Source organism: Streptococcus oralis subsp. dentisani (assembly GCF_002096685.1).
Taxonomy (GTDB): Bacteria; Bacillota; Bacilli; order Lactobacillales; family Streptococcaceae; genus Streptococcus; species Streptococcus oralis_AD.
This window is the reverse complement of sequence record NZ_NCVA01000041.1, coordinates 1-20784: the sequence shown is the minus strand read 5'-3', so window position 1 is coordinate 20784 and position 20784 is coordinate 1. Positions and strand designations below refer to the sequence as shown.

Annotated in this window: 19 protein-coding genes and 2 pseudogenes; 20 read left to right on the top strand and 1 reads right to left on the bottom strand. The window is 39.8% G+C overall.

The genetic code is table 11. From position 1 onward, the window contains the following. The first annotated feature begins 4 nt into the window (after window positions 1-4). From rlmD to esaA, 3 genes are all read left to right on the top strand, one after another. Window positions 5-1363, top strand: coding sequence for a 23S rRNA (uracil(1939)-C(5))-methyltransferase RlmD (gene rlmD / locus B7705_RS06750; protein ID WP_084948612.1), 1359 nt, complete (start codon window positions 5-7; stop codon window positions 1361-1363). 473 nt (window positions 1364-1836) lie between these two features. Beyond that, entirely contained in the window at window positions 1837-2130 is a 294-nt protein-coding gene (locus tag B7705_RS06745; protein ID WP_084948610.1) for a WXG100 family type VII secretion target, read from the top strand. A gap of 65 nt (window positions 2131-2195) precedes the next feature. Further along, window positions 2196-5654: a type VII secretion protein EsaA gene (gene esaA / locus B7705_RS06740; protein WP_084948609.1), complete on the top strand. Its 3459-nt coding sequence runs from the start codon at window positions 2196-2198 to the stop codon at window positions 5652-5654. 34 nt (window positions 5655-5688) lie between these two features. On the opposite strand, the pseudogene B7705_RS06735 reads toward esaA, so the two are convergent. Further along, window positions 5689-6945 (bottom strand): annotated as a pseudogene (locus tag B7705_RS06735) (ISL3 family transposase). 230 nt (window positions 6946-7175) lie between these two features. Here B7705_RS06735 and B7705_RS06730 point away from each other — a divergent pair. The 17 genes and pseudogenes from B7705_RS06730 to B7705_RS06650 all read left to right on the top strand — a co-directional run. Next, entirely contained in the window at window positions 7176-7661 is a 486-nt protein-coding gene (locus B7705_RS06730) for a type VII secretion EssA family protein (RefSeq protein WP_084948607.1), read from the top strand. Then, window positions 7661-7909: an EsaB/YukD family protein gene (locus tag B7705_RS06725; RefSeq protein ID WP_084948606.1), complete on the top strand. Its 249-nt coding sequence runs from the start codon at window positions 7661-7663 to the stop codon at window positions 7907-7909. Before B7705_RS06730 ends, B7705_RS06725 begins: the two co-directional genes overlap by 1 nt. Beyond that, window positions 7906-9096, top strand: a complete 1191-nt coding sequence (gene essB / locus B7705_RS06720; RefSeq protein WP_084948604.1) for a type VII secretion protein EssB — start codon at window positions 7906-7908, stop codon at window positions 9094-9096. Before B7705_RS06725 ends, essB begins: the two co-directional genes overlap by 4 nt. After that, the gene (essC, locus tag B7705_RS06715; protein WP_084948603.1) at window positions 9086-13534 is read left to right on the top strand and encodes a type VII secretion protein EssC; all 4449 of its coding nucleotides are present in this window, start codon (window positions 9086-9088) and stop codon (window positions 13532-13534) included. Before essB ends, essC begins: the two co-directional genes overlap by 11 nt. A gap of 106 nt (window positions 13535-13640) precedes the next feature. Continuing rightward, the gene (locus B7705_RS06710; RefSeq protein ID WP_084948601.1) at window positions 13641-14042 is read left to right on the top strand and encodes a YwqH-like family protein; all 402 of its coding nucleotides are present in this window, start codon (window positions 13641-13643) and stop codon (window positions 14040-14042) included. Between the two features lies 1 nt (window position 14043). Then, window positions 14044-14337, top strand: coding sequence for a penicillin-binding protein (locus B7705_RS06705; RefSeq protein WP_084948600.1), 294 nt, complete (start codon window positions 14044-14046; stop codon window positions 14335-14337). Then, on the top strand, window positions 14334-14990 hold the full coding sequence (locus tag B7705_RS06700) for a DUF4176 domain-containing protein (RefSeq protein WP_084948598.1): 657 nt from the start codon (window positions 14334-14336) through the stop codon (window positions 14988-14990). Before B7705_RS06705 ends, B7705_RS06700 begins: the two co-directional genes overlap by 4 nt. Next, window positions 14974-16428, top strand: a complete 1455-nt coding sequence (locus B7705_RS10005; protein ID WP_084948596.1) for a T7SS effector LXG polymorphic toxin — start codon at window positions 14974-14976, stop codon at window positions 16426-16428. The genes B7705_RS06700 and B7705_RS10005 overlap by 17 nt, the downstream gene beginning before the upstream one ends. Continuing rightward, window positions 16403-16984, top strand: a complete 582-nt coding sequence (locus B7705_RS06690; protein WP_239822341.1) for a hypothetical protein — start codon at window positions 16403-16405, stop codon at window positions 16982-16984. The genes B7705_RS10005 and B7705_RS06690 overlap by 26 nt, the downstream gene beginning before the upstream one ends. Beyond that, window positions 16977-17273: a DUF4176 domain-containing protein gene (locus tag B7705_RS06685; RefSeq protein WP_084948595.1), complete on the top strand. Its 297-nt coding sequence runs from the start codon at window positions 16977-16979 to the stop codon at window positions 17271-17273. The genes B7705_RS06690 and B7705_RS06685 overlap by 8 nt, the downstream gene beginning before the upstream one ends. 32 nt (window positions 17274-17305) lie before the next feature. After that, window positions 17306-17899 carry a hypothetical protein gene (locus B7705_RS10000; protein WP_239822340.1) on the top strand — a complete coding sequence of 198 codons (594 nt, stop codon included), beginning with the start codon at window positions 17306-17308 and terminating at the stop codon, window positions 17897-17899. Beyond that, window positions 17899-18585: a hypothetical protein gene (locus tag B7705_RS06675; protein ID WP_084948593.1), complete on the top strand. Its 687-nt coding sequence runs from the start codon at window positions 17899-17901 to the stop codon at window positions 18583-18585. Before B7705_RS10000 ends, B7705_RS06675 begins: the two co-directional genes overlap by 1 nt. Window position 18586: 1 nt before the next feature. Next, entirely contained in the window at window positions 18587-18880 is a 294-nt protein-coding gene (locus tag B7705_RS06670; RefSeq protein ID WP_084948591.1) for a DUF4176 domain-containing protein, read from the top strand. Between the two features lie 227 nt (window positions 18881-19107). Next, window positions 19108-19536 carry a DUF5082 domain-containing protein gene (locus tag B7705_RS06665; protein ID WP_084948590.1) on the top strand — a complete coding sequence of 143 codons (429 nt, stop codon included), beginning with the start codon at window positions 19108-19110 and terminating at the stop codon, window positions 19534-19536. A gap of 12 nt (window positions 19537-19548) precedes the next feature. Next, a complete protein-coding gene (locus B7705_RS06660) occupies window positions 19549-19842 on the top strand; it encodes a type VII secretion protein (protein ID WP_084948588.1) in 294 nt (97 codons plus the stop codon). Further along, window positions 19842-20546, top strand: a complete 705-nt coding sequence (locus tag B7705_RS06655) for a DUF4176 domain-containing protein (protein WP_084948586.1) — start codon at window positions 19842-19844, stop codon at window positions 20544-20546. Before B7705_RS06660 ends, B7705_RS06655 begins: the two co-directional genes overlap by 1 nt. After that, window positions 20546-20784, top strand: a pseudogene (locus tag B7705_RS06650) (T7SS effector LXG polymorphic toxin); the annotation flags it as partial. The gene B7705_RS06655 and the pseudogene B7705_RS06650, both read left to right, overlap by 1 nt.

The following is a 20784-nucleotide window of genomic DNA, read 5'->3' as shown; positions in this document are numbered from 1 at the left end:
AAATATGTTAAAGAAAAATGATATTGTAGAAGTTGAAATTGTTGATTTGACCCATGAAGGTGCTGGGGTTGCTAAGGTAGATGGTTTGGTTTTCTTTGTAGAAAATGCTCTACCAACTGAGAAAATCCTCATGCGAGTCCTTAAGGTAAATAAAAAGATCGGCTATGGGAAAGTTGAAGAATACATTACACATTCTCCGCATCGTAACCAAGACCTTGACCTAGCGTATCTACGTTCAGGTATCGCTGATTTGGGGCATCTTGCCTATCCAGAACAGCTCAAGTTTAAAACCAAGCAAGTCAAGGATAGTCTCTACAAGATTGCTGGCATTACAGATGTAGAGGTTGCTGAAACTCTAGGTATGGAAAATCCTGTCAAGTATCGTAATAAGGCTCAGGTGCCCGTTCGTCGTGTCAATGGTGTCTTGGAAACTGGCTTTTTCCGTAAAAATTCGCATGACCTTATGCCCCTTGAAGATTTCTTCATCCAGGATCCTGTTATTGACCAAGTCGTAGCAGTTCTTCGAGATTTGCTTCGTCGTTATGATTTGAAACCTTATGACGAAAAGGAACAGTCTGGCTTGATTCGGAATCTTGTGGTGCGTCGTGGTCACTACTCAGGACAAATCATGGTCATTTTGGTAACCACTCGACCGAAAGTTTTCCGTGTTGACCAATTGATTGAACAACTAATCAAGCAGTTTCCAGAGATTATCTCTGTCATGCAAAATATCAACGACCAGGATACCAATGCTATTTTTGGGAAAGAATGGCATACTCTTTTTGGTCAAGATTACATTACGGACCAAATGTTGGGAAATGACTTCCAAATATCAGGACCAGCTTTCTATCAGGTTAATACAGAGATGGCTGAGAAACTCTATCAAACAGCCATTGACTTTGCGGAGTTAAGAGAAGATGATGTTGTTATTGATGCCTACTCAGGTATTGGAACCATTGGTTTATCCGTTGCTAAGCACGTTAAGGAAGTCTATGGTGTTGAAGTGATTCCAGAAGCGGTTGAGAATAGCAAAAAGAATGCGGCAATCAACGGGATTGCTAACGCCTACTATGTATGTGACACAGCTGAAAGTGCCATGAAGAACTGGCTCAAGGAAGGTATTCAACCAAGTCTTATCCTAGTAGACCCACCAAGAAAAGGCCTCACAGAAAGCTTTATCAAGGCAAGCAGCCAAACAGGAGCAGACCGCATTTCCTATATCTCCTGCAATGTCGCAACCATGGCGCGTGATATCAAACTTTACCAAGAATTGGGATACGAGTTGCAGAAAGTACAACCAGTGGATCTTTTTCCGCAGACGCATCATATCGAGGTTGTAGGACTGCTGGAGAGAAAGGGATAAAGCCCACCGTTTCAGGGGTTACAAAAGGCTTGATATTCGGTCTTTTTTGAATTTTTGAGTGAAGTATAAATCTAACAGCCTGAAGTGATGTAGCAGGATTGATAGTGGTAAAGTATGAAATTTATTCCCACATACGCAAAGGGGGTGCAAAATGTTCCAACAGGTAGGGTGTCTGTGGGAATTGTTTTGCACCCCCTTTTTTTTGATTTTCTGATATCACCAAGATGGTCGATGGAAGTAGGAGTTCAGTAATTGATACAATAGTCTACAATGAAATGCATTATAACCTAGTATTTTTATATTGAAAGATGTGACATGCTTGATTGAACACATCAAATAGTGGGAAGTTTTCAATCGATTTATAAAGTTGAATCAAAATTCTAAAAAACACTTGCAATCTGACGAGTTTGTGATACAATATTGACTATAAGGTTATCGGGAAGATGACCAAGTCAAAAAAGGAGAATAATGATATGCCAGCAATTTCGTTGACCCCAGAACAGTTAAAGTCTGAAGCACAAACTTATACCAATGCTTCTGAACAATTGAAAGATGCCATTAACAAAGTTTCAGGCGCAAATGGTCGTCTCCAAGGACAATGGCAAGGTGCGGCTTTCCAATCTTACTTGGAACAATTCCAACAATTATCAGTAAGCGTAACTCAAATGGAACAACTTCTTGAAAGTATCCATGCACAATTGAATCAATACGCCGATACTGTTGCTGAGCGTGACCGTCAGGATGCAACTTCATTTGGTTTGAATTAATCATCGGTGAACGGCGCTTCGAAAGGGGCGTCGTTTTTTGCTAGTTATAAGTGGAAAAGGTAATAATGAATAGTCCTCATAAAGAAAAACGATACTTAAAAATTTTAACTGCAGTAGCATGCGTATCCCTGTTATCAGGTTCTCTTGTTTATTTCGCATTAAAGGATCAGAGCCTTCACTATTCAAGTGAGATCAAGCAAACTGCTAAGGTTCAATATGCGCTTGTGAATGAAGATAAAGGTGCAAGGTTTGAAAATACTGATTATAATTTAGGCTCGGATTTTGTCACTTTAATTAATCAGGATACAGAGAATAACTGGGAGACAACCAATCGTAGCGTGGCTGAAGCAGGATTGAAGTCAGGTCAGTTTGATGCAGTTATTACTCTTCCGTCAGACTTTTCTGAGAAATTGTTGAGCTTAGAGAGTGTTTCTCCAGAAAAAGCCACTGTTTCTTACCAGATTCGCGAAGGGCAAAACGAACAAGCTAATCAGGCTGTCCACAGTCAAGTTAATACAGTCTTACAAGGATTTAATCAACGGGTGGTTCGGATGTATTTTTCGAGCATCATTCGAAATCTTTCAGATGCACAGACGAATGTGAATCAGATGGCAACTACAGAGTTATCTCAAAATACGTTCATCATTTCAAATATTCAAGCTCCATTTTCGACCCTACCAGATTCATTTAGAAGTACTCAATCCATTGCAAATAGTCTGAAGACGGATAATGAACTCTTTAAGACCCAACAAGAAGCTTTTGTTAAATCAGTCGCAAGCAGCATGGAAGCGAATAACAACTCTTTAGATGCTTCTGGGAAAGCCCTTGAATCTACAACAAACTCTGTGAATGAGTTTTCAAAAGAAGCTAATACTCGTCTTGAAAAGTCAACCAACCAATATAAGGAGCAATCTGAAAAAGATAAGGCTGCCTTGGAAAAACAATGGACAGATGATCAGAAGCATTATTCTGACTTGTATAATGCCCTTTACACTGTTGGGAATGCTAAATTAAAAGAATTGCAGTTTTCCGATACGGCAACCGGATCCTTTATGGCAGATTTCAAAGCTAAGGCGGGGGAGTATAAAACTGCACAAAGTAAGGTCAAGGGGAACTTAGAGGCACAAATCACTTCTTTAGAAAAAGAAGTAGCGGAGCTTAGAGCACTCAGGGAGACCATTGCAGAGACTTATTATGGCTCTAAGGATTTAAGTGATCAGACAGCTACTGATAAAGATATTCGCTCGGCTATTTTGAACTTAATGACGAAGCCAGAAAACCGAAGCAAACTTCCTAAGCAGTATATTGAGGCAATTGCTAGTCGCCTACCGATGATTTCATCTGGAGATTTGAGTGCTCTCATTGCTAAATTAGAGCAAGATAAATTGATCTCATCAGATGAGGCTACAACTTATCGTAATGCACTGAAAATTGTGTCTAACTACAGTAGCGAGTTGGGTGGCTCTTTAGGACAAAATACAACCTTTAAGTATCTGTCCTCAGCGGCTACTGTTACTAGTCCAGTGACCTATCCCATTCACCAAACTCTAGAATTTGATCCGTCAACTGGTAGTCAGACAGTCCAATTGAACATCGATGATGCAAATATGGGGAATCTTGAACTGGAAGGTGTGACGAAAGATTCAATTGAAGCCTCTATCCGTCAACAGTTAAAAGATACAGGCTATCATGTGACAGCTGCAGTATCAGGAAATACAATTCAAGTCACATTTATTAATGAAAGAACGGCGTCAACTACTCCTGTCGCCTCTTCGGACTCAGGGGGATCAAGTACTTCAAATGCGGATGCAAGTGATGCAGCAACATCTACAAATTCCACTTCTACAAGTGAAAGTACGACAGCAACGCCAACTACTTCACCAAAAGTCAGTCAACCAAGCTATGCGACACTTCCTAAAAAGGTGAGTGTCACGATTAGTGGTCAGATAAAGTGGAATTTATCTGATGATGTGAAAAAGAATTCCTATAACCAAGTAGGTTATAGTTGGACAGATGGAAGTTCAGTTCAAGCTAGTGCTCAGTTATCTGTCTTTAATGGTAAGTATGACACTTTGGCTGAGGATTTACCTGCGATTCTGAAAAACTTCCAAAACCTAGACCTTACTGCCCAACAAATCGTTACTCTATTTGCATCACCAGGGGCAAGTTTAGATATCAATCAATTTGCAAGCACGCTATCAAGTGGTACTCTCGTACAAAAGGCTAGTCCAGATTCTGTATATAGTCTCTACAATAATCTAACTGACGACGAACGGGCTTCAGAAATATCGGATGTTTTAGTTACTAAGTATCGGCTTACAGGAGATAATTTATACAAACAGGTAGATCAGCAATTAAAGGATGTGACAGATATTCTAGGTGAAAAAGAAAATCCTAAAGAAGGCACCCTTCGTCAAGTGTATCAGTCTCTCCCAGACTCAGATTTGCTTGTTAAGCAAGCTTCTGCCTTAAATACCTGGTATGGGGAGATGCAGAAGGTCTTAGATGAGGCTCATAATCAGTGGAAAGATTCTGAGAAACTTGCTTATGAATCAGTTGTCAATGATCAAAATCCACAACCAGAGAAGATGAATACCTCTAAGCTGGAAGAAGAAGTGAAGTCACTTTTGTCTCAATACGATAGCTTACGAGATAGTTCTAAAAAAACTGCACAAGCTACAGCTGATGGAGCTGCTCAGGTACGAGATATCTCACCACAAATCCAACAGTTAAACGAGACAACAGAATCGATTCAAAAGTCCGCAGATGGTGTCCTTTCCAGTTTGAATCAGAGTGTGAAGGAAACAAGTGGTACAGTTGAGAAAAATACCTCTTATGCAGAACAGTTTGGAAAGGTGCTTGCCAATGCGAAAAGTGGAGGTGCTGATAACAAGCAAGTGTTCAATTTCTTATCCGATCCAATTACTACAAAAGTCACAGAAGGTAAGACACAGGCAGCTAGTCACATTTCCATCATCCCCTATTATATGACCTTGTTGTTATCGGTTATTTCTTTTGTGATAGCTATGACGATCGGACGCTTTGTTAAAGATAGACAGGAAAGGGAAGAAACTGATCTTTTGACAACGAAAAAGTGGGACTTGAAGCTTCAAAGTTTCTTACCGACAATCATAACAGCTACTGTTGGTTCGATTTTGTTTTCAGGAGTTACAATAGGAGTAGCAACAGTAGCTAATGGATTCTTATGGTTCATTTATAGCTTTATGTTAATGGCAAGCTTGATTTTAGTGCTATCTTACAGCTTGAAGAAAGCTCCGTATCCGACTTATATTGTATCTGCATCCCTCTTAGGTTTTTATCTCCTACTAACTCCTATTTTGGGAGTGGCAACTCAATCAGGAAGTTTCCTTAATTTCTTATATCGACTGTCTCCGTTACAAAATATTGAAAACGGCTTTAGTTATCTCTTGGTCGGTGGTAACTTAAGCATTGTAACGATTCTTCTACTCTTATTATTTGTAGGCATCGGAGTTAGTCTCAATCTCTTTACAAGAAAGAAATAAGGCTCTTTGTCAACTGTAGTGGGTTGATAAAAAGTTACAGCCTGGAGAGGACCAAATTGGTTCTCTCCTTTTTGATATTCAAAGAGCGATGAGGATTCTCGTTTTAAAATTTTCAAAGTTCCGGAAGCCAAAAGCATTTCGCTTAATGACTTTGATGAGGATATTTGTGGTTTCAAGTTTTGCTTTTGAGTAGGGAAGTACAAGTGCATTAATGATCTTATCCTGATCTCTCAAAAAGGTCCTAAAAATGGTCTGGAAGATTGGATTGACAGAAGAAATAGTTTCCTTGATTAATTCAAAGAAATAATCAGCGTGCTTCTCTTGAAAATGAAAGAGTAAAAGCTGATAGAGTTCATAGTGATCTCTAAGATCTTGAGAGTAAGAGAGAAGTTTTTCGAGAATCTCTTTATTGGTTAAATGCGACTGAAATGTTGGACGATAAAATCGTTTACTGCTCAGCGTATAGTTATCCTGTTGAATGAGTTTCCAGTAACGTTTCAGTGCTTTATATTCGTGCGATCTTCTATCAAACTGATTCATAATTTGGATGCGTACGCGATTCATTGCTCGGCTGAGATGCTGGATAATATGAAAACGATCGAGAACGATTTTAGCATTTGGAAAAAATTTTCTAGCAATATCGTAGTAGGGACTAAACATGTCCATGGTAATGACTTTCACGCGACTTCTTACCTGTCTAGAATACCGAAGGAAATGATTGCGAATAGTTGCTTGAGTCCGTCCATCTAAGATAGCTAGGATCTTTCTTGTATCGTAGTCCTGTGCAATAAAGCTCATCTTTCCTTTCTTGAAGCTATATTCATCCCAACTCATGTGTTCTGGAAGGTGGTTAAGATCAGTCTTAAATTTGAATTTATGTAACTGACGAATGACTGTAGAAGTGGAGACAGATAAACTTTCGGAGATAGCTGTCATAGGGACTTTCTCAATCAATTTTTGAGTGATTTTCTGTTTGACGATGGTTGCGATCTAGTGATTCTTCTTGACTAAGGAAGTCTCTGCGACGGCTATTTTTCCACAGTTTTTACAGCGGAAACGGCGTTTTTTCAATCGAATGAGAGTCTTGTAGCAAGCGCATTCGAGGTAGGGGATTTTGGATTTTTTGAAAGTCATATTTAGCCATTTGTCCTTGACAGTTGTGACATTTAGAGGCAGGATAATCGAGCTTAGCAATGACTTCTTTATGCGTTCCAGCGTCAAGATAATCTAAGATAATAATATTTTTGTCTTTAATTTCAAGTATGTTTGTGATAAAATTTAATTGTTCCATAAGATTCTTTCTAATGAGGGGTTGGTCACTTTTTCATTATAGGTCTTATAGGGCTTTTTTTCTACAACAAAATAGACTCCATAATTCCTACAGTGGTTTTACCCACTACAGAAATTATAGAGCCAGAAATAATCAAGGTAAGGATCCGTAAGGATCCTTTTTGTTTTCTTGTGAGATGGTGTGATTTGTAGTATAATAAAGTTATCTTTACCAAGTGGGGAAGGAGATTTATGAAGAAGGTTCAAGTCATTTTTAGTCTATTATTGTTGTGTCTTTTTCTTAACTCAGGTGATGTCCGAGCAGATGATGGAAGTCTTGAAATTAATAATCAAACCATCCATGATCAAGGGAACAGTCCTCAGACTACTAAGTCTAAGAATATTCCTGAATTATTTTTAGAAGATAGTGTGAAGAAAGAAAAACAGCTACAAAAAGCACAGCAAGAGAATGTTCATCAAGCGCAGTCCTCTCTTTTTACCGGGACTAAAGATACTAATAGTTTTCAGAGTCAGGATAAGGTGACGCGTGGCTTGTTTCAAGCAGATTATAGAGCAGATGAAGCAATTTTGACTGGAGAGAGCACCTCTAACACTTCGCTACCTACTTGGCTATCTATTTTAGGATTTGGAATAGGTCTACTTGGAGTGACCTATCTAGGTGTTTGGCTAGGTAGGAAGTACTCAAAAGTGCTTCGTTTTAAGAAGGAGAGTGTGTGATGAAGACAATTACGGTTGGTATAAAATGGAGAGACCAAATATATGATTTGAAACTTCCAACGCAGGTTTCATTCAAGAGAGTAAAAGAGCTGATATGTGAGTCATTTTCAATGATGAACCAAGAGCTACCAAGTCACTTTGATCTTCAAGTGACTAATAAATCAATTGCCTTTTATGATGATGACCAGATAGCGGACTTTCCTTTAGGAAACGGAGATCAATTAGAAATTGTAGGGAGAAAGAAATGAAAGTACAAGAGACAAGTATCCAATCCAAGTGGTCGAAAGAGGCTGGTGAACTAGAGATTAAGTTATCCGCTAATCAATTTCAACTGAATCGGATGAAGCAGTATCGATTCTTTTTAGAAAGCACGGCACATTTAGCTCAAGGAGCAGTGAAAGAAGAGGCAGAAGAGGTCGTTCGTCTTTCTTACCAAATTCCAGCAGGTTATCAGTCGATTCGAGAAGCTGTTGAAAATAAAGAAATCTTAGAACGCCTTCATCTTTTTCAAAAGTTACAATTCTTAAAAGAAACTGTCGATCAGCCTATGAAACCCTTTATTCACCCAGATAATCTGTTTGTGAGCGGGGAAAGTGTCCTTTTAGGACATAGAGGGATGACAGATAGTGTGGTTCCTTTTTCGCTCATGAAAGAGGACTTGTTAAAGCAATATAAGGCTTTAGCTGTGTTCATTTTACAACCTAAGCTCAACTTTGAAGAGTTAATTGATAGTCTTACGACGGTAAAAAATGCTTTTGCGGAAACTCTTTTTAAAGCGGAGACTTTTGATGAAGTAGACCATCTCATTAGTGAGCAGGCTCGTATCCAAGAAGAGAAGCGTCAAAAGGAAAAACTGTTTGTCTCGAAAAGGAACTATCAATTGTTTAAATGGGGTTCTTTAGGACTCGCAATTGTAACAGTTGCGATGGGGATTGCAACAGGTATTTATGCTTTTTATGTGGTGCCTAAGCAGGATAAAATCATTCAGGCTGAGACGAGTTACATTGCTAAGGATTATACGGCAGTGGTAGAAGGTCTTAAGTCAGAAGCTCCAAATAGTCTTCCGAAGGGAGTCCAGTATACACTTGCGGCTAGCTCGTTAGAGTTAGACAATCTGACTCAAGAACAAAAGGAAGCTGTATCTAGAAACTTGTCACAGAAATCTAGTGAGAATACTCTTTCTTATTGGATCTATATCGGCCGTGGAGAACTTGAAAAAGCACTTGATATTGCTCAAAATATTGGGGACATTCAGTATATTCTTCATGCTTATACAAAGCTCTATGATCAGGTCAATACAGACAGTACGATGAGCGGAGCGAAAAAGCGAGAACTCCTTGAAAAGTATCAAAAAGAAATTGATAAGTTACAGGAACAATTAAACGGAAGTTCAAAGGCAAATAGTACATCAAAGGAGACTAAAAATGGCAACTAAGGGCAAACAAGCGACTTGGAGTCAAAAGCTGTCAGATGAAGAGGTTCTTTGGCATGTGTTTTCGTTTAAAGAATGCTTTGAGTACAAAGAGTTGACCGAAAGGGCCTCCTCAATCAATATTGGAGAAAGTCATATCTCAATTACTGAAAGTGGTCTTGAAAAGGACGGAATCCCTTGGGCTGGTCAGGAGGAGGAAAGTCTGGTAGCCATTCCACATGAACAGATTCAGATCCATTCCTTTACCTATCCTAAGCAGGACTTACTCTTTTCTAAGGAGAAGAAAGCAGATGTTTGCCTTGAAAGTCAAGCTCTCCTTTACCTGAAGGTTAAGGAGAATACCTATCATCTCTCTGGATCATCTAATGGAGCTAAGGTTTATCTAAATGGACAAATTCTAGAGGAAGTTGATGCCTCTATTCAGGTAGGGGATGTTTTGGTGGTGGACTGCTTTCTTTTCTCATTTCGAGAACATCAGATCCATTTCCTGCCCTTGAGCAGACAGCACACTATCCAATCTGATCATTTGTTTGAAGAACCTTATAAAGCTGAGTTTCCACATGAGTTTCCTAATTATCGTAGAAGTCCACGCATTTATCTAAAAGAGCCTGAGGATAAGGTGGAAATCAATTCACCAGCACCAGAAGAAAAACTTAGACGTGGTGAGCTATGGCGTGCGATCGTACCGCCTGTTGGAATGGTGGTGATTAGCGGAGCCTCTAGTGTCTTTATGCAGGGAAATGCCTTGCTTATGATGGGAATGGCCAGTGCCAGTCTCTTGACAGCTGGATTTTCAGTATCGAGCTATTTTACCAATAAAAAGGAAGTCAAAGAGAAGAATCAGAAAAGAAACGATGATTATCAAGAGTATCTCTTAGAGACAGGAAGCCAATTGAGTCGTCTAAAGACGGAACAAAAGAAAGCCTTGACATATAATTTTCCATCGGTTGATGAATTAGTGGATTTAGTAGAAAGTTACAACCCACGGATTTATGAGAAGATGGTGACAAATGATGACTTTCTAAAGGTTCATTTGGGAACTGGAGCGATTGATTCTAGTTATTCCTTACGTTTTCAACCAACCAATCGCAAGGAAGAATGGAGCCGCTTTGTCGAGAAAAAACTGGTACAACCTCATATAAAATTAGAGGATGCGCCTATTGTCCTCTCTCTACGTGATCAGGCTTTGGGATTAGCGGGAGTAGCTCCTGTCTTACGAGTAGCAGTTCAAACGCTATTGTTTCAGATTGCGGCGCTCCATTCCTATCATGATGTAGAGTTTGTGACCTTGGTCTCCCAAGAGGAATATGAGAATCACTGGCGAGAATGGCGCTGGTTGCCTCATGCGCAAATGCGGAGTCTCAATCTACGGGGACTTATTCATGATGACCAGACCAGGGACATGGTCTTGACCTCTTTTTACCAGATGTTAGTCAAGCGTCGTCAGGTTGTTCGGGAACAAAAGCAGGAGCAAATCTTCTCGCCGCACTATGTCTTGACGATTTTGGATGAGTCATGGCTGTCAGGACATGGGCTCAATGAATTTCTGGCAGAGGATATGACCCAGTATGGGGTGACGGTTATCTGGGGTAAGGAAAGCCTCAATATGTTGCCTGAGACGGTGACGGCAGTGGTTGATTACCAAAATGGAGAAACAGCCAAGCTCGTCAATAACCATCATATCTATGTCAACCAAGACTTTAAGCCTAATCGTTTGCCTCAAAATGGAAAACTTGAAGAAGCGATTTACCGTTTGGCCAATCTCAATCATATCGAAGTGGAGAAAAACTCGATTCCAGATACGATTTCCTTTATGGAACTCTACGGTGTTAAGCAGGTCGAGGAATTGGATGTGGAGAAACGCTGGCAGGCGGCGGATGCATCAAAGTCTCTCGCTGTACCTCTAGGTGTTCGAGGGAAGGATGATATTGTGCTGCTCAACCTTCATGAGCGTGCCCATGGTCCACACGGACTAGTTGCAGGGACTACCGGCTCTGGTAAGTCTGAGATTGTGCAGAGCTATATTCTGTCTCTAGCTGTTAACTTTGCGCCAGAAGATGTTGGATTTCTTCCGATTGACTTCAAAGGGGGAGGAATGGCCAATCTCTTTGCCAAGCTGCCTCACTTGATGGGTGCTATTACCAACTTGGATGGAGCTGGGACGGCTCGTGCGCTGAAGAGTATTCGTGCGGAACTTCAAAAGCGTCAGCGTTTCTTTGGGAAATTCGGTGTCAACCATATCAATGGCTATACCAAGCTCTATAAAAAAGGGAAGGCACTTAGCGATCCAGATGAGAAAAAGACCTATCCGACAGAGCCTTTACCCCATCTTTTCCTGATCTCAGATGAGTTTGCGGAGTTGAAGCAAAATGAACCAGAGTTTATGGCAGAACTCGTCTCCACGGCACGTATCGGACGTTCCCTAGGGGTTCACCTGATCCTTGCGACTCAAAAGCCATCTGGAGTGGTGGATGAGCAGATCTGGTCTAATTCTCGCTTTAAGCTGGCACTCAAGGTTGCCGATCCTTCAGACTCAAATGAGATTATCAAAACCCCAGATGCGGCTAGTATCACTCAGCCTGGTCGTGCTTATCTTCAGGTCGGAAACAATGAAATCTATGAACTCTTCCAGTCAGCATGGAGTGGAGCGGATTATCAGCCTTATAGTGATGAAGGTAATCAAGTAGATGAACGGATTTGGTTAGTGAATCAACTAGGGCAGAGCGAACTCTTGATTGACGGAAATGACGGGGATTACTCGGTTGAAGAGACACAAGAGCAGGAGACAGAGCTTGAAGCTGTGATTGATTATATCAATAAGGAAACGGAGCGTCTGCAAGTCATCCTCCCTGAAAAGCCATGGCTACCACCTCTTGGAGAGGAGTTAGTAGGAGCGGCAATTGACCGTCAGGCAGAGTGGACAACCCCACGTCAACTCTCCATTCCACTAGGCATGCTGGATCTGCCAAGTGCTCAAAAGCAGGAGGTCTACCACTTTGATATTGAGGAGTTAGGCAATACCGTCTTATATGGGTCCCCAGGCTTTGGAAAATCAACAGCTCTTCAAACTATCCTCATGAATCTGGCTCGTAGAAATACGCCTGAGCAAGTTCAGTTTAACCTTTTTGATTTTGGGACGAATGGTCTCTTACCAATTAGAGAGTTACCACATGTTGCGGATCTGGTTCGACTAGATGAGGAAGAAAAGCTCCTCAAGTATCTGAAACGTCTGGATAGTCTTATGAAAGAGCGGAAAGCCCTCTTTACAGAGGCTGGCGTGTCTAGTCTGTCACAGTATGAGCAAAAGACAGGTCAAGCACTCCCTGTTCTTCTCAACATCTTTGATGGCTATGACTCAGTACGGGAAAGCCCATTAGAGGAGAACATCGAGTCAGCTGTCAACCAGCTCCTACGTGAAGGAGCTAGCCTGGGTATTTATACTCTGATAACCGTACTCAGCGCTAGTAGCTTGCGTTTACGGATGAGCTCGACGATTCCCAATGCTTTGAGCTTTTACTTAGTAGAAGAAGGAGCGCTTCGGACGGTTATGGGACGTGATGCCCTGCCAGGCCAGGAAATTGTCGGCCGTGCTCAGGTGACACAGGAAGAAGTTCTAGAGTTACAAGTCTATCTGCCGATAGAAGGAAAAGACGATATCGACCGTCTTTCTCACTTAACAGCAGAAATCCAATCAATGAATCAGGACTGGCAAGGCTTACGTCCAGAAGCAGTACCTATGTTGCCAAGTAAGATTTCTACGAGTTTCTTTGAAAATCACGAGGAAGTTCAGGATATGTGGCAAAGAGGCGAGTTGCCAATTGGTTTTGACAAAGAAAGTACACACCCGGTTGGCTTTGTGCCAAAACGAGACGGCTACTTTGAGCTTCTCTATGATACCATGCAGCAGCTAGAATATGGCGAAGCAGCGCTTCTGACAGGCTTAGAAAAAGTGCCTAGTCACATTAAAAAGTTCTTGGTGGATCCAACAGGAAACTACCATCAGTCGGAAGGGCTGTTCGACGAAGTATTTGTGGGCGAGGAGATCCCTGGTTTCTTTATGGATATGCAGTCTGAAGTGGATGCGCGCACGCCAGCTGATTTGGATTATCCTATCTACATCTTGATTCCAGAAGCACAAGCCCTCAGCAAGCTTATGAATCTTAAGATGACAGAGGATGCCTTTAAGGCTCTCCTACACAAAGGAGGGACCGTTGGGCTCCACTTCATCTTTATGGGTGAGCTTCGTCAGATCGTTAATGGCTATATGGAAGTGGATAAGATTCTGAAGGTTAATGTGCCTGCAGGCTGTATTGGTATTCGTTTCCAAGACCAGAATGTTGTATCCATTAAGAGTAGCTTCACAGAATCGGTTGTTGGAGTGGATGAGTACAACTACTTCACTAGCCGGGATGGTTATCGTATCAAACTTATCAGTGAGTAAAAGCGAGTCATTTGGCTTGCTTTTATTTTTAGGGTACTTTCCCAATCCTTATGGTAAAACATCAGAATTTTTGATATAATTAGAGAAAAAATGGAGGAGTTTATGTATGGGACGATACGATAGTGCTATTGCGAATTGTCATGCGCAAATTCGTTGGATCCGTTTGGATATACGTACTTATGAGGATAAGATAAGACGGTTGGAATCTGCGAATGATCGTATTCAGAGTCAGATGGATGTTGTTAGTAAAAACAAGACTTCTGCGAGTGATTTGAATAAGCACTCTACAACTGATTTCAAGGGAACCCGTCGGGAAGATTTTGATAAAACGTTAGCAGGAATTTCCGATGCGATTACAACTTGGTTGACAGATACAGAAATGAATTGTAAGAGTATTCGCTTTAAAATATCAGAATATAATGGGAATATTGAAGATTGCCAGACCAAAATTAATAGTCTGAATAGCCAGATTGAATACTATCATCGCTTGAATAGGGAGGAGGACTAGTATGTCAGGTCAAGCAGAAATATATGTCCAAACAGAAGAATGGGCTGGACAGGTCGGACGTTATCATTCGGGTGTTGCCTCTGTTCGTCCACTATCTACTCTTCCTTTTTCCTATACAGATTTATCTCCTTTTAAGAACTTTAATCAAGCTATTCAGAATTTAAATACATCTGTCATAAAATATCGAACTTATGTGAATTCTCAATCCTCTAATATGCTTAGGGTTTCTGAGAATAAGTTGTTGGATGATCGTTCAGGAGCCGATGGATTTCAAGATGGGATTCGATTAAAATGAAGACAGCAGAACAAATTTGGAAAGAGTATTGTGACGGTAATACGGCATTTCCCACTACAGATTTTTTACATCAGATAGCTTTTATTTTAAAAAATCGTCCAGAGGTATTGGGCGCAATCGTAAAAGCTTTTTTGGATAAAAAGCCAAACTATATTTATCATCCGCGGATTGGCGCTGATATTGAAGTGACTTTTTTACCGAAAGAAGTGTATATTTGTCGGAACGAGACAGATATTATGCTAGCTAAAAGTGAATTTGTCCATTTTTTAGATGGGGTTGATAAGGTTTATAGTGACATTCTTCCCTTGGGCACATTGGTTGAGATTGATAAGGAGCAGCTATCTCAAGAGTTAGTAGTGTCACTTTTAGGCGATGAGCCACTTTATGTCATGATTATGGGGCGAAAAGTCGTTTTCGACGGAGCTTATGTGGATTATTTAGCACAGTTCTGGCCACTTGGTCTTCAAGCAGAGCTTCCACCGATGGCGATTCATAAGACCATGATCAAACGAATTATCGCTCAGGGTTATGCGGAATCAGAAAAAGAAAGTTCCTATGTGGGTCAATTACGGGAAATATTGATGAAAACAGATATTCCTTCCCATTTTTATCTACGATTACAGGAGGAGTTAGACGATGAAAATCAAGCGTAGCGAGTTGGAAAGTTTAAAGGATTTTCTCTATAAACAGACCCAAGCTTTCGAGTCTGATTTGGCTGAGGCACAGTCGACTGCGCAGAGTCTTGCATCAAGTCAAGCGCTGCGTGGTGATGTCAAGACTGCGATTAACCATGAGTTGAATTATTATAACCTCCCCCTCCTTCAGGGTTATGTGGACTATTCTAATCTGCTTTATACTGAGTTTGACAATCTGATTTCTGACTTTGAATCAACAGTCGGTGAGAAAAGCGCAACAGCTGTCATCAACAGTGAGGCCTTAACTAGCTTGAAGCAGAGTGTGGATCGTCTCCATTCCTCCATTGTCCGGGATATGGATGCGACGAATAAATATTATACGGAAATTTCTGACTTGATCTTACTGAAAGCTCCCAGCAAGGATAAGCTAGATCGGGCTATTGAGGCGTCGAAACAGTCGCTTTCCGAGACGGAGAAGCGCCTGGCTGCCTTCAATGGCAAGCAGGCCACAAGTGAGTTAGATGCGATTTTAAACAATCAAAATAAGGGCTTAACGAAGGTGAGTGGGACGGTTACCATGGCCAGCCCTTATCGTAATTCTGAAGCGCTAGCTATCTATCGTAATCCTCATTTCAAGAGGGCGGCAAACCGCTATCACCAGAAAGTGGATAGCCTAGCAAGGGCTTACTTCCAGAAGAATCATCCAGGCGTTGCATTTGACAAGGACAAGGCAGGGATTGAGGAATTGCAGGCTCTTGCGAGGGAGGTGATTAAGAAGGCGGAGTATGGAGAGGAAATCCCACCTGGTCTAGAAAATAGAGAGGATGGTTCATCGAATCAAAACTTGCCATCTTATTTATCGTCTTTATTTGGAGCGTTTAGTCAAGAAGCTTTAAAAAGTTTTATGACAGATAAAGCTATAAATGCGTTTATTCAATCTTCTTGGGAATGGTTGACACATAGTCCCCAAAATATGCAATATGGTTTGCTGGGAGCTGTTTCAGGCGGTGGGACTTATACTATTCCAGTTGATGTTAATCCTATATATAGTGGATTTGTTAAAGGAGTTGCTAAATATGGCGTACAGACTCTAGGGGCTGCAGTGGATTTTGGCATGCAAGTTGCAGATGGAGAAAATATTGGTCATGCAGCAGTAAAGACTGGAGGACATGTAGCGATTGGTATTGGCGCTGCTAAAGTTGGGGCAGCTATAGGTAGTGCTTTTCCGGTGGTTGGTACAGTAGGTGGAGCAGCAATAGGTTTTGTTGCAGGAGTTGCAGGATCAATGATTTTTGACTGGGTGTATGATAGTGTTGCAAAACCTTTTATAGATGATACCATTAGTAACATACAGCATGCAGCTGATACAATAGGAAAGACGGTCAATGATGTTGGAAAAAATATCGGCGATGCTTTTACAGGAATGATGAGTGGTTTGGGAAGTGTATTTGGGTGAGATGATGAAAGATAATTACGAAATTATTCCTGTAGGAATCTATCAAAAGCAATCTGTTTTTTATGATAAAAGCAGTCAAAAATTACTAATCAGGATAGATAAAAAAGAAAGCAGCTATAGTCAATCTTTCTTAGTGATGATTATACTGTTTATGTTGCCAATAGTTAGATGGTTAAATCAATATCTATTTATAAATATTTTATTATTTAATATTTTAATACTGATATTTGGGACAATTGCAGTTTTTTCTGTTTCGCGAATCTACGTTAAAAAGTTGTATAGAGGGATAGAATTATCTGATTTATACCTGTCAAGAGAATCATATGGTATATTTCTTCATCAAGAAAAAAGAAATGCTAAGATTGCGATGATAACTATCATATCTTTATTTCTAATAGTTACAATTTCTGCTATTCTATATTTACTGACATCAATCTTTTTATTCTTATTTGTTTCCGTCGGTTTACTTTTTCCTTTTTGTTTATTCTTAAATACAAAAACGAAAGAACGATATATTATTTTAAATCAATTGATAAAGGAGTTAAAGAATGAGTAATTATTTACCTATTGGAAGTGTTGTTCAACTACAGAACGGTGATACTAAAGTGATGATTATAAATCGGTTTCCACTTTACAATAGTCGAGGAACAATTGGATATTTTGACTATTCAGCTTGTCTTTATCCTTCTGGAAATACGGATAATCAAGTTTATTTCTTCAATCATGAAAATATTGACAAGATTTGGTTTGAGGGATATATTGATGAAGCAGAGGAACAGTTGCAGGAGAAATTTATAGTAGAGAAAAAGAATATCTCATATCCAAGATTGACACTTGAGCTTTAGTAGTATCGATCAAGAGTAGCCTTACGGAGGCCATGGTTGGAAGCGAATTTTCTAAAGAAACTATAGGATCTTTTTTGGATCATGTTAAAGGGAAAGTTATTGAGGAATCTAAAAAAATAGGTCGTTCACTGGCGGCGACTTTGCAACCGCGTGATGCCGCAGGAAGATTTATAAAAGATAGTTCAAAAATGAGAAATTGGCTAACTAGCACGCTGAAAAAAATACCGAATTCTACCAGTAAAGTTCTTGGAAATGTTGCTAAATGGGGTGGAAGAGGACTTGTTGGTCTAGGAATGTGGTCAGAAGGCAGCGAACATTATCAAGAACACCATAATGTTGGTAGAGCAGTTAGTTATGGCTTAACGGCCAGAACAGCTGGCTGGGTAGCCGGTCTTGCTGTGGGTTCAGCTTTGGCTGGAGCTCCAGTTGTTGTTGGTATATTTGGAGCTGTAGCAGTGGGGGCAGCTGTTTCTGTAGGTGTAAAAGCTCTGTATAAAAATGTGAAACCATTTAGAGCTGTAGTTGATGGTGCAGGAGATCTTTTAAACGGAATAGGAAAAGGAATATCTAATATCGGAAAATCATTTAGCAATCCACTTAAAGCAATTAAAGGAGTTTTTGGATAATGGAGAAAAAAGCTAACTATGTAGCCCGTGTAGTGGGGCGGCTGGATAACCGTTATTATCTAATAGAAGTCCATAACCGTCTTTATGTAATAGATTATTTTAATCCAAAGGACATCCGAAATTATTTGTGGAGATTTAATGCGTATAATAATACGGAATACTTAATTTATGATGTGACGGAACAGGTTGAACAGTATGAAGTAAAGCCATTTAATATATGGTTAGAAAATTTTAGGAAAGTATTTGATATTGTGTCTATTGCTTTGGTATTTTGGCTCTTATTCTTTCCTCCAAAATTCGCAAATAATCCCATGATTTTTTCTTCATGGCGAATTGTTCTTATTTTATTTTTTATCGGAGCTTTGCTAATTTTCCTAGTTATAAATTTAGGAATGGATAAAACTCTGAAATTTAATTTTCAGGATGCATTATTATTACGAGCTACAATAAAAGGAAATAAGAAAGGATCTAATTCCTCATTTTTTAAGGTTATTCAACATTTAATAACTTTTATATTGCTTTTCTCAGGATGTCTTTTCATTGGGATTTTCAATTCAAATTATCTCACTCTGCTATTATTTACCTTTATTGGAGGTTATTCAATTTTATTTATCTATGCTATATCAATACAATATAATTTAAATCATTTTAAATTTCATATTATAAAAAATACACAGGAGGCATAAAATGTTATTACCATTAGGGAGTATTGTTTACCTAGCAGACGGCAACCAGAAAGTTGTGATTATTGGTCGTGGAATGATTGTTAATCAGGAGGGGGCAGATGTTGTTTTTGACTATACAGGCTCTGTTTTTCCAGACGGTCTCAATCCAGAAGAGATTTATTATTTTAACGAAGAAGATATTGACGAAGTCATATTTGAAGGTTACCGTAACGATGAGGAAGAACGCTATGCAAAGCTTTATCTACAGTGGTTGGAGGAAAACAAGGAGAAAGTGGTAAAAGGAAGAACGAAATAGTATCATTTTTATACTATTATTTTTACCAGAGTAGCTTCACAGAATCGGTTGTCGGAGTGAATGAGTACAACTGCTTCACCAGCCGAGAAGGCTATCGCATCAAACTTATCAGTGAATAAAAGCGAGTCATTTGACTTGCTTTTATTTTTCATTCTCCTTATGGTAAAACATCAGAATTTTTGATATAATTCTATTAACTGTAAGATTTAGTCAAAAGAGGTATAAAGATGAGTGATTTTGAAGAAAAGCGGCTTGCTAGTAATGCTTATAATCGAGCGCAAGCGAGTCGCTATGAAAGTTTGGCGAATCAGTACCAGAAAGCATACGATAAGAAAAAAGCAGAGATTGAGAAGTTAGAATCTGCTAGAAAAGAACTTTCTAAGCAAATTCAATCCTATAGTGAGTTTCGCAATACAGTTTCTCAATACTCTACAACTATTTCTACAGATACCTTTAAAGGGACAATACGTGATACATTTGATAAGACTTTATCGAAAATTGCGACGACGATGAATACGCATCAAAATGAGCATGAAATGAATTTGGCGAAGTTGGATGCAGAGATCGCAAAGCGAAAATTGGAGCTAGGGGATTTGGGTGGTGCTATTGGAAGTGCTTGGAATGCGGTTGAAAGCTTCTTGGCAGCTATTTTTTAGGGAGTAGGATAGATGGATAAAATAGGAATCAGTTCGGCTTCTTGGCAAAGTGTTGTTACCTCAGCACGGACTAAGGTCGCATCTGTATCAAACATTCAAGTGACAAAGATTGGAAAAACGACCTTGAATCGGATGAAATCTTTTGAGACCCTTCAAGAACAAGCGAAAAAAATTCTGAGTGATTATAAGGATTTTGAAATGGAGCGTACTTCTCAAATGATTACGGTTGGTGAGAAGATTGTGGCTGATGATAAAGCCATGGCCGGTCAGTTTGATAAGAATACAGCCAATGTGAGGTTTAAGTAATGGTTCAATACGATAAGAATAAGATTTTTACAAGTATTATTACTAGTCGTACGAGAGAGACATTCGAAGTAGATGATACTTTAATTCAACTTGGTCAACAATTAGGAATGCGTCCGCAGATATTAAAGGGACTCTATAAGGCTCTGAGAAAATTAGAGGATGTCTATGAGTATGTGCCAAGTTTTGGTGCAACTTTTACTTGTCATTTTGATTATGAAAAGCAGGAAGCTCAGATCCATTATAATCAACTAGATCAACTATTTTCCATCACGGATTTACAGGATTTCATGGGGATTGTGGACAGTGTCTACAGTCCTATTTATCCTTTAGGTTCTGTTGTTGAGCTAGATTTGGAGTTATTGCCAGAAGAACTCCAGAAGAGCTTAGCGGAGGGACCAGGACCACTCGTTACGATTTCAGGCCGCAAGATGCCTCTTCAAGAAGGATTTGATGACTATGTGGTAGACTACTTGGCTCGCATCTGGCCCTTGGGTGAGATGCCTGGAATGGATGCTTTTTTCGTAAGTAACATGATGATTGAGCGACTTCGTTTTGAAGGCTATAGTGACGACTGGGAAAGTCAGTTCACAGAGGATGTTTTACGTGCGACTCAGCTCTCCCAGCAACAAGTATCGACTGCCTTTATGCGCAGTGAGGATTTTGTTCGGTATTATGAGCCGTATTTAAACACGGAGGAAGGCTAATGGGATTTTATGTCGATATTGCGGAGCTTCAGAAAGCCCAAGAGGCCTATATGAAGATGGTCGCGACTGCTCAGAGTCAGTTGGATACCGCTAAAAATGGAATGAATGCTATCATCACCAGTAATTCCATGCATGGAGAAGTCGGGAAAGCGATTACGAATGAAATCAATAATGTTCATAACCCCGTGATTGTTGGCTTAAAGAATAGCTTAGAATTTCTAGGTTCTGAGTTTTCCAA

Bases quoted from the DNA above. Each gene is read 5' to 3' on its own strand.
- B7705_RS06700 (WP_084948598.1), top strand. From the start codon at position 14,334: ATGAAGACAGCAGAACAAATTTGGAAAGAGTATTGTGACGGTAATACG.
- B7705_RS06705 (WP_084948600.1), top strand. From the start codon at position 14,044: ATGTCAGGTCAAGCAGAAATATATGTCCAAACAGAAGAATGGGCTGGA.
- rlmD (WP_084948612.1), top strand. From the start codon at position 5: ATGTTAAAGAAAAATGATATTGTAGAAGTTGAAATTGTTGATTTGACC.
- B7705_RS06655 (WP_084948586.1), top strand. From the start codon at position 19,842: ATGGTTCAATACGATAAGAATAAGATTTTTACAAGTATTATTACTAGT.
- essC (WP_084948603.1), top strand. From the start codon at position 9,086: ATGGCAACTAAGGGCAAACAAGCGACTTGGAGTCAAAAGCTGTCAGAT.
- esaA (WP_084948609.1), top strand. From the start codon at position 2,196: ATGAATAGTCCTCATAAAGAAAAACGATACTTAAAAATTTTAACTGCA.
- B7705_RS06725 (WP_084948606.1), top strand. From the start codon at position 7,661: ATGAAGACAATTACGGTTGGTATAAAATGGAGAGACCAAATATATGAT.
- B7705_RS06660 (WP_084948588.1), top strand. From the start codon at position 19,549: ATGGATAAAATAGGAATCAGTTCGGCTTCTTGGCAAAGTGTTGTTACC.
- B7705_RS10005 (WP_084948596.1), top strand. From the start codon at position 14,974: ATGAAAATCAAGCGTAGCGAGTTGGAAAGTTTAAAGGATTTTCTCTAT.
- B7705_RS06665 (WP_084948590.1), top strand. From the start codon at position 19,108: ATGAGTGATTTTGAAGAAAAGCGGCTTGCTAGTAATGCTTATAATCGA.
- B7705_RS06730 (WP_084948607.1), top strand. From the start codon at position 7,176: ATGAAGAAGGTTCAAGTCATTTTTAGTCTATTATTGTTGTGTCTTTTT.
- B7705_RS10000 (WP_239822340.1), top strand. From the start codon at position 17,306: ATGGTTGGAAGCGAATTTTCTAAAGAAACTATAGGATCTTTTTTGGAT.
- B7705_RS06675 (WP_084948593.1), top strand. From the start codon at position 17,899: ATGGAGAAAAAAGCTAACTATGTAGCCCGTGTAGTGGGGCGGCTGGAT.
- B7705_RS06745 (WP_084948610.1), top strand. From the start codon at position 1,837: ATGCCAGCAATTTCGTTGACCCCAGAACAGTTAAAGTCTGAAGCACAA.
- B7705_RS06670 (WP_084948591.1), top strand. From the start codon at position 18,587: ATGTTATTACCATTAGGGAGTATTGTTTACCTAGCAGACGGCAACCAG.
- essB (WP_084948604.1), top strand. From the start codon at position 7,906: ATGAAAGTACAAGAGACAAGTATCCAATCCAAGTGGTCGAAAGAGGCT.
- B7705_RS06685 (WP_084948595.1), top strand. From the start codon at position 16,977: ATGAGTAATTATTTACCTATTGGAAGTGTTGTTCAACTACAGAACGGT.
- B7705_RS06710 (WP_084948601.1), top strand. From the start codon at position 13,641: ATGGGACGATACGATAGTGCTATTGCGAATTGTCATGCGCAAATTCGT.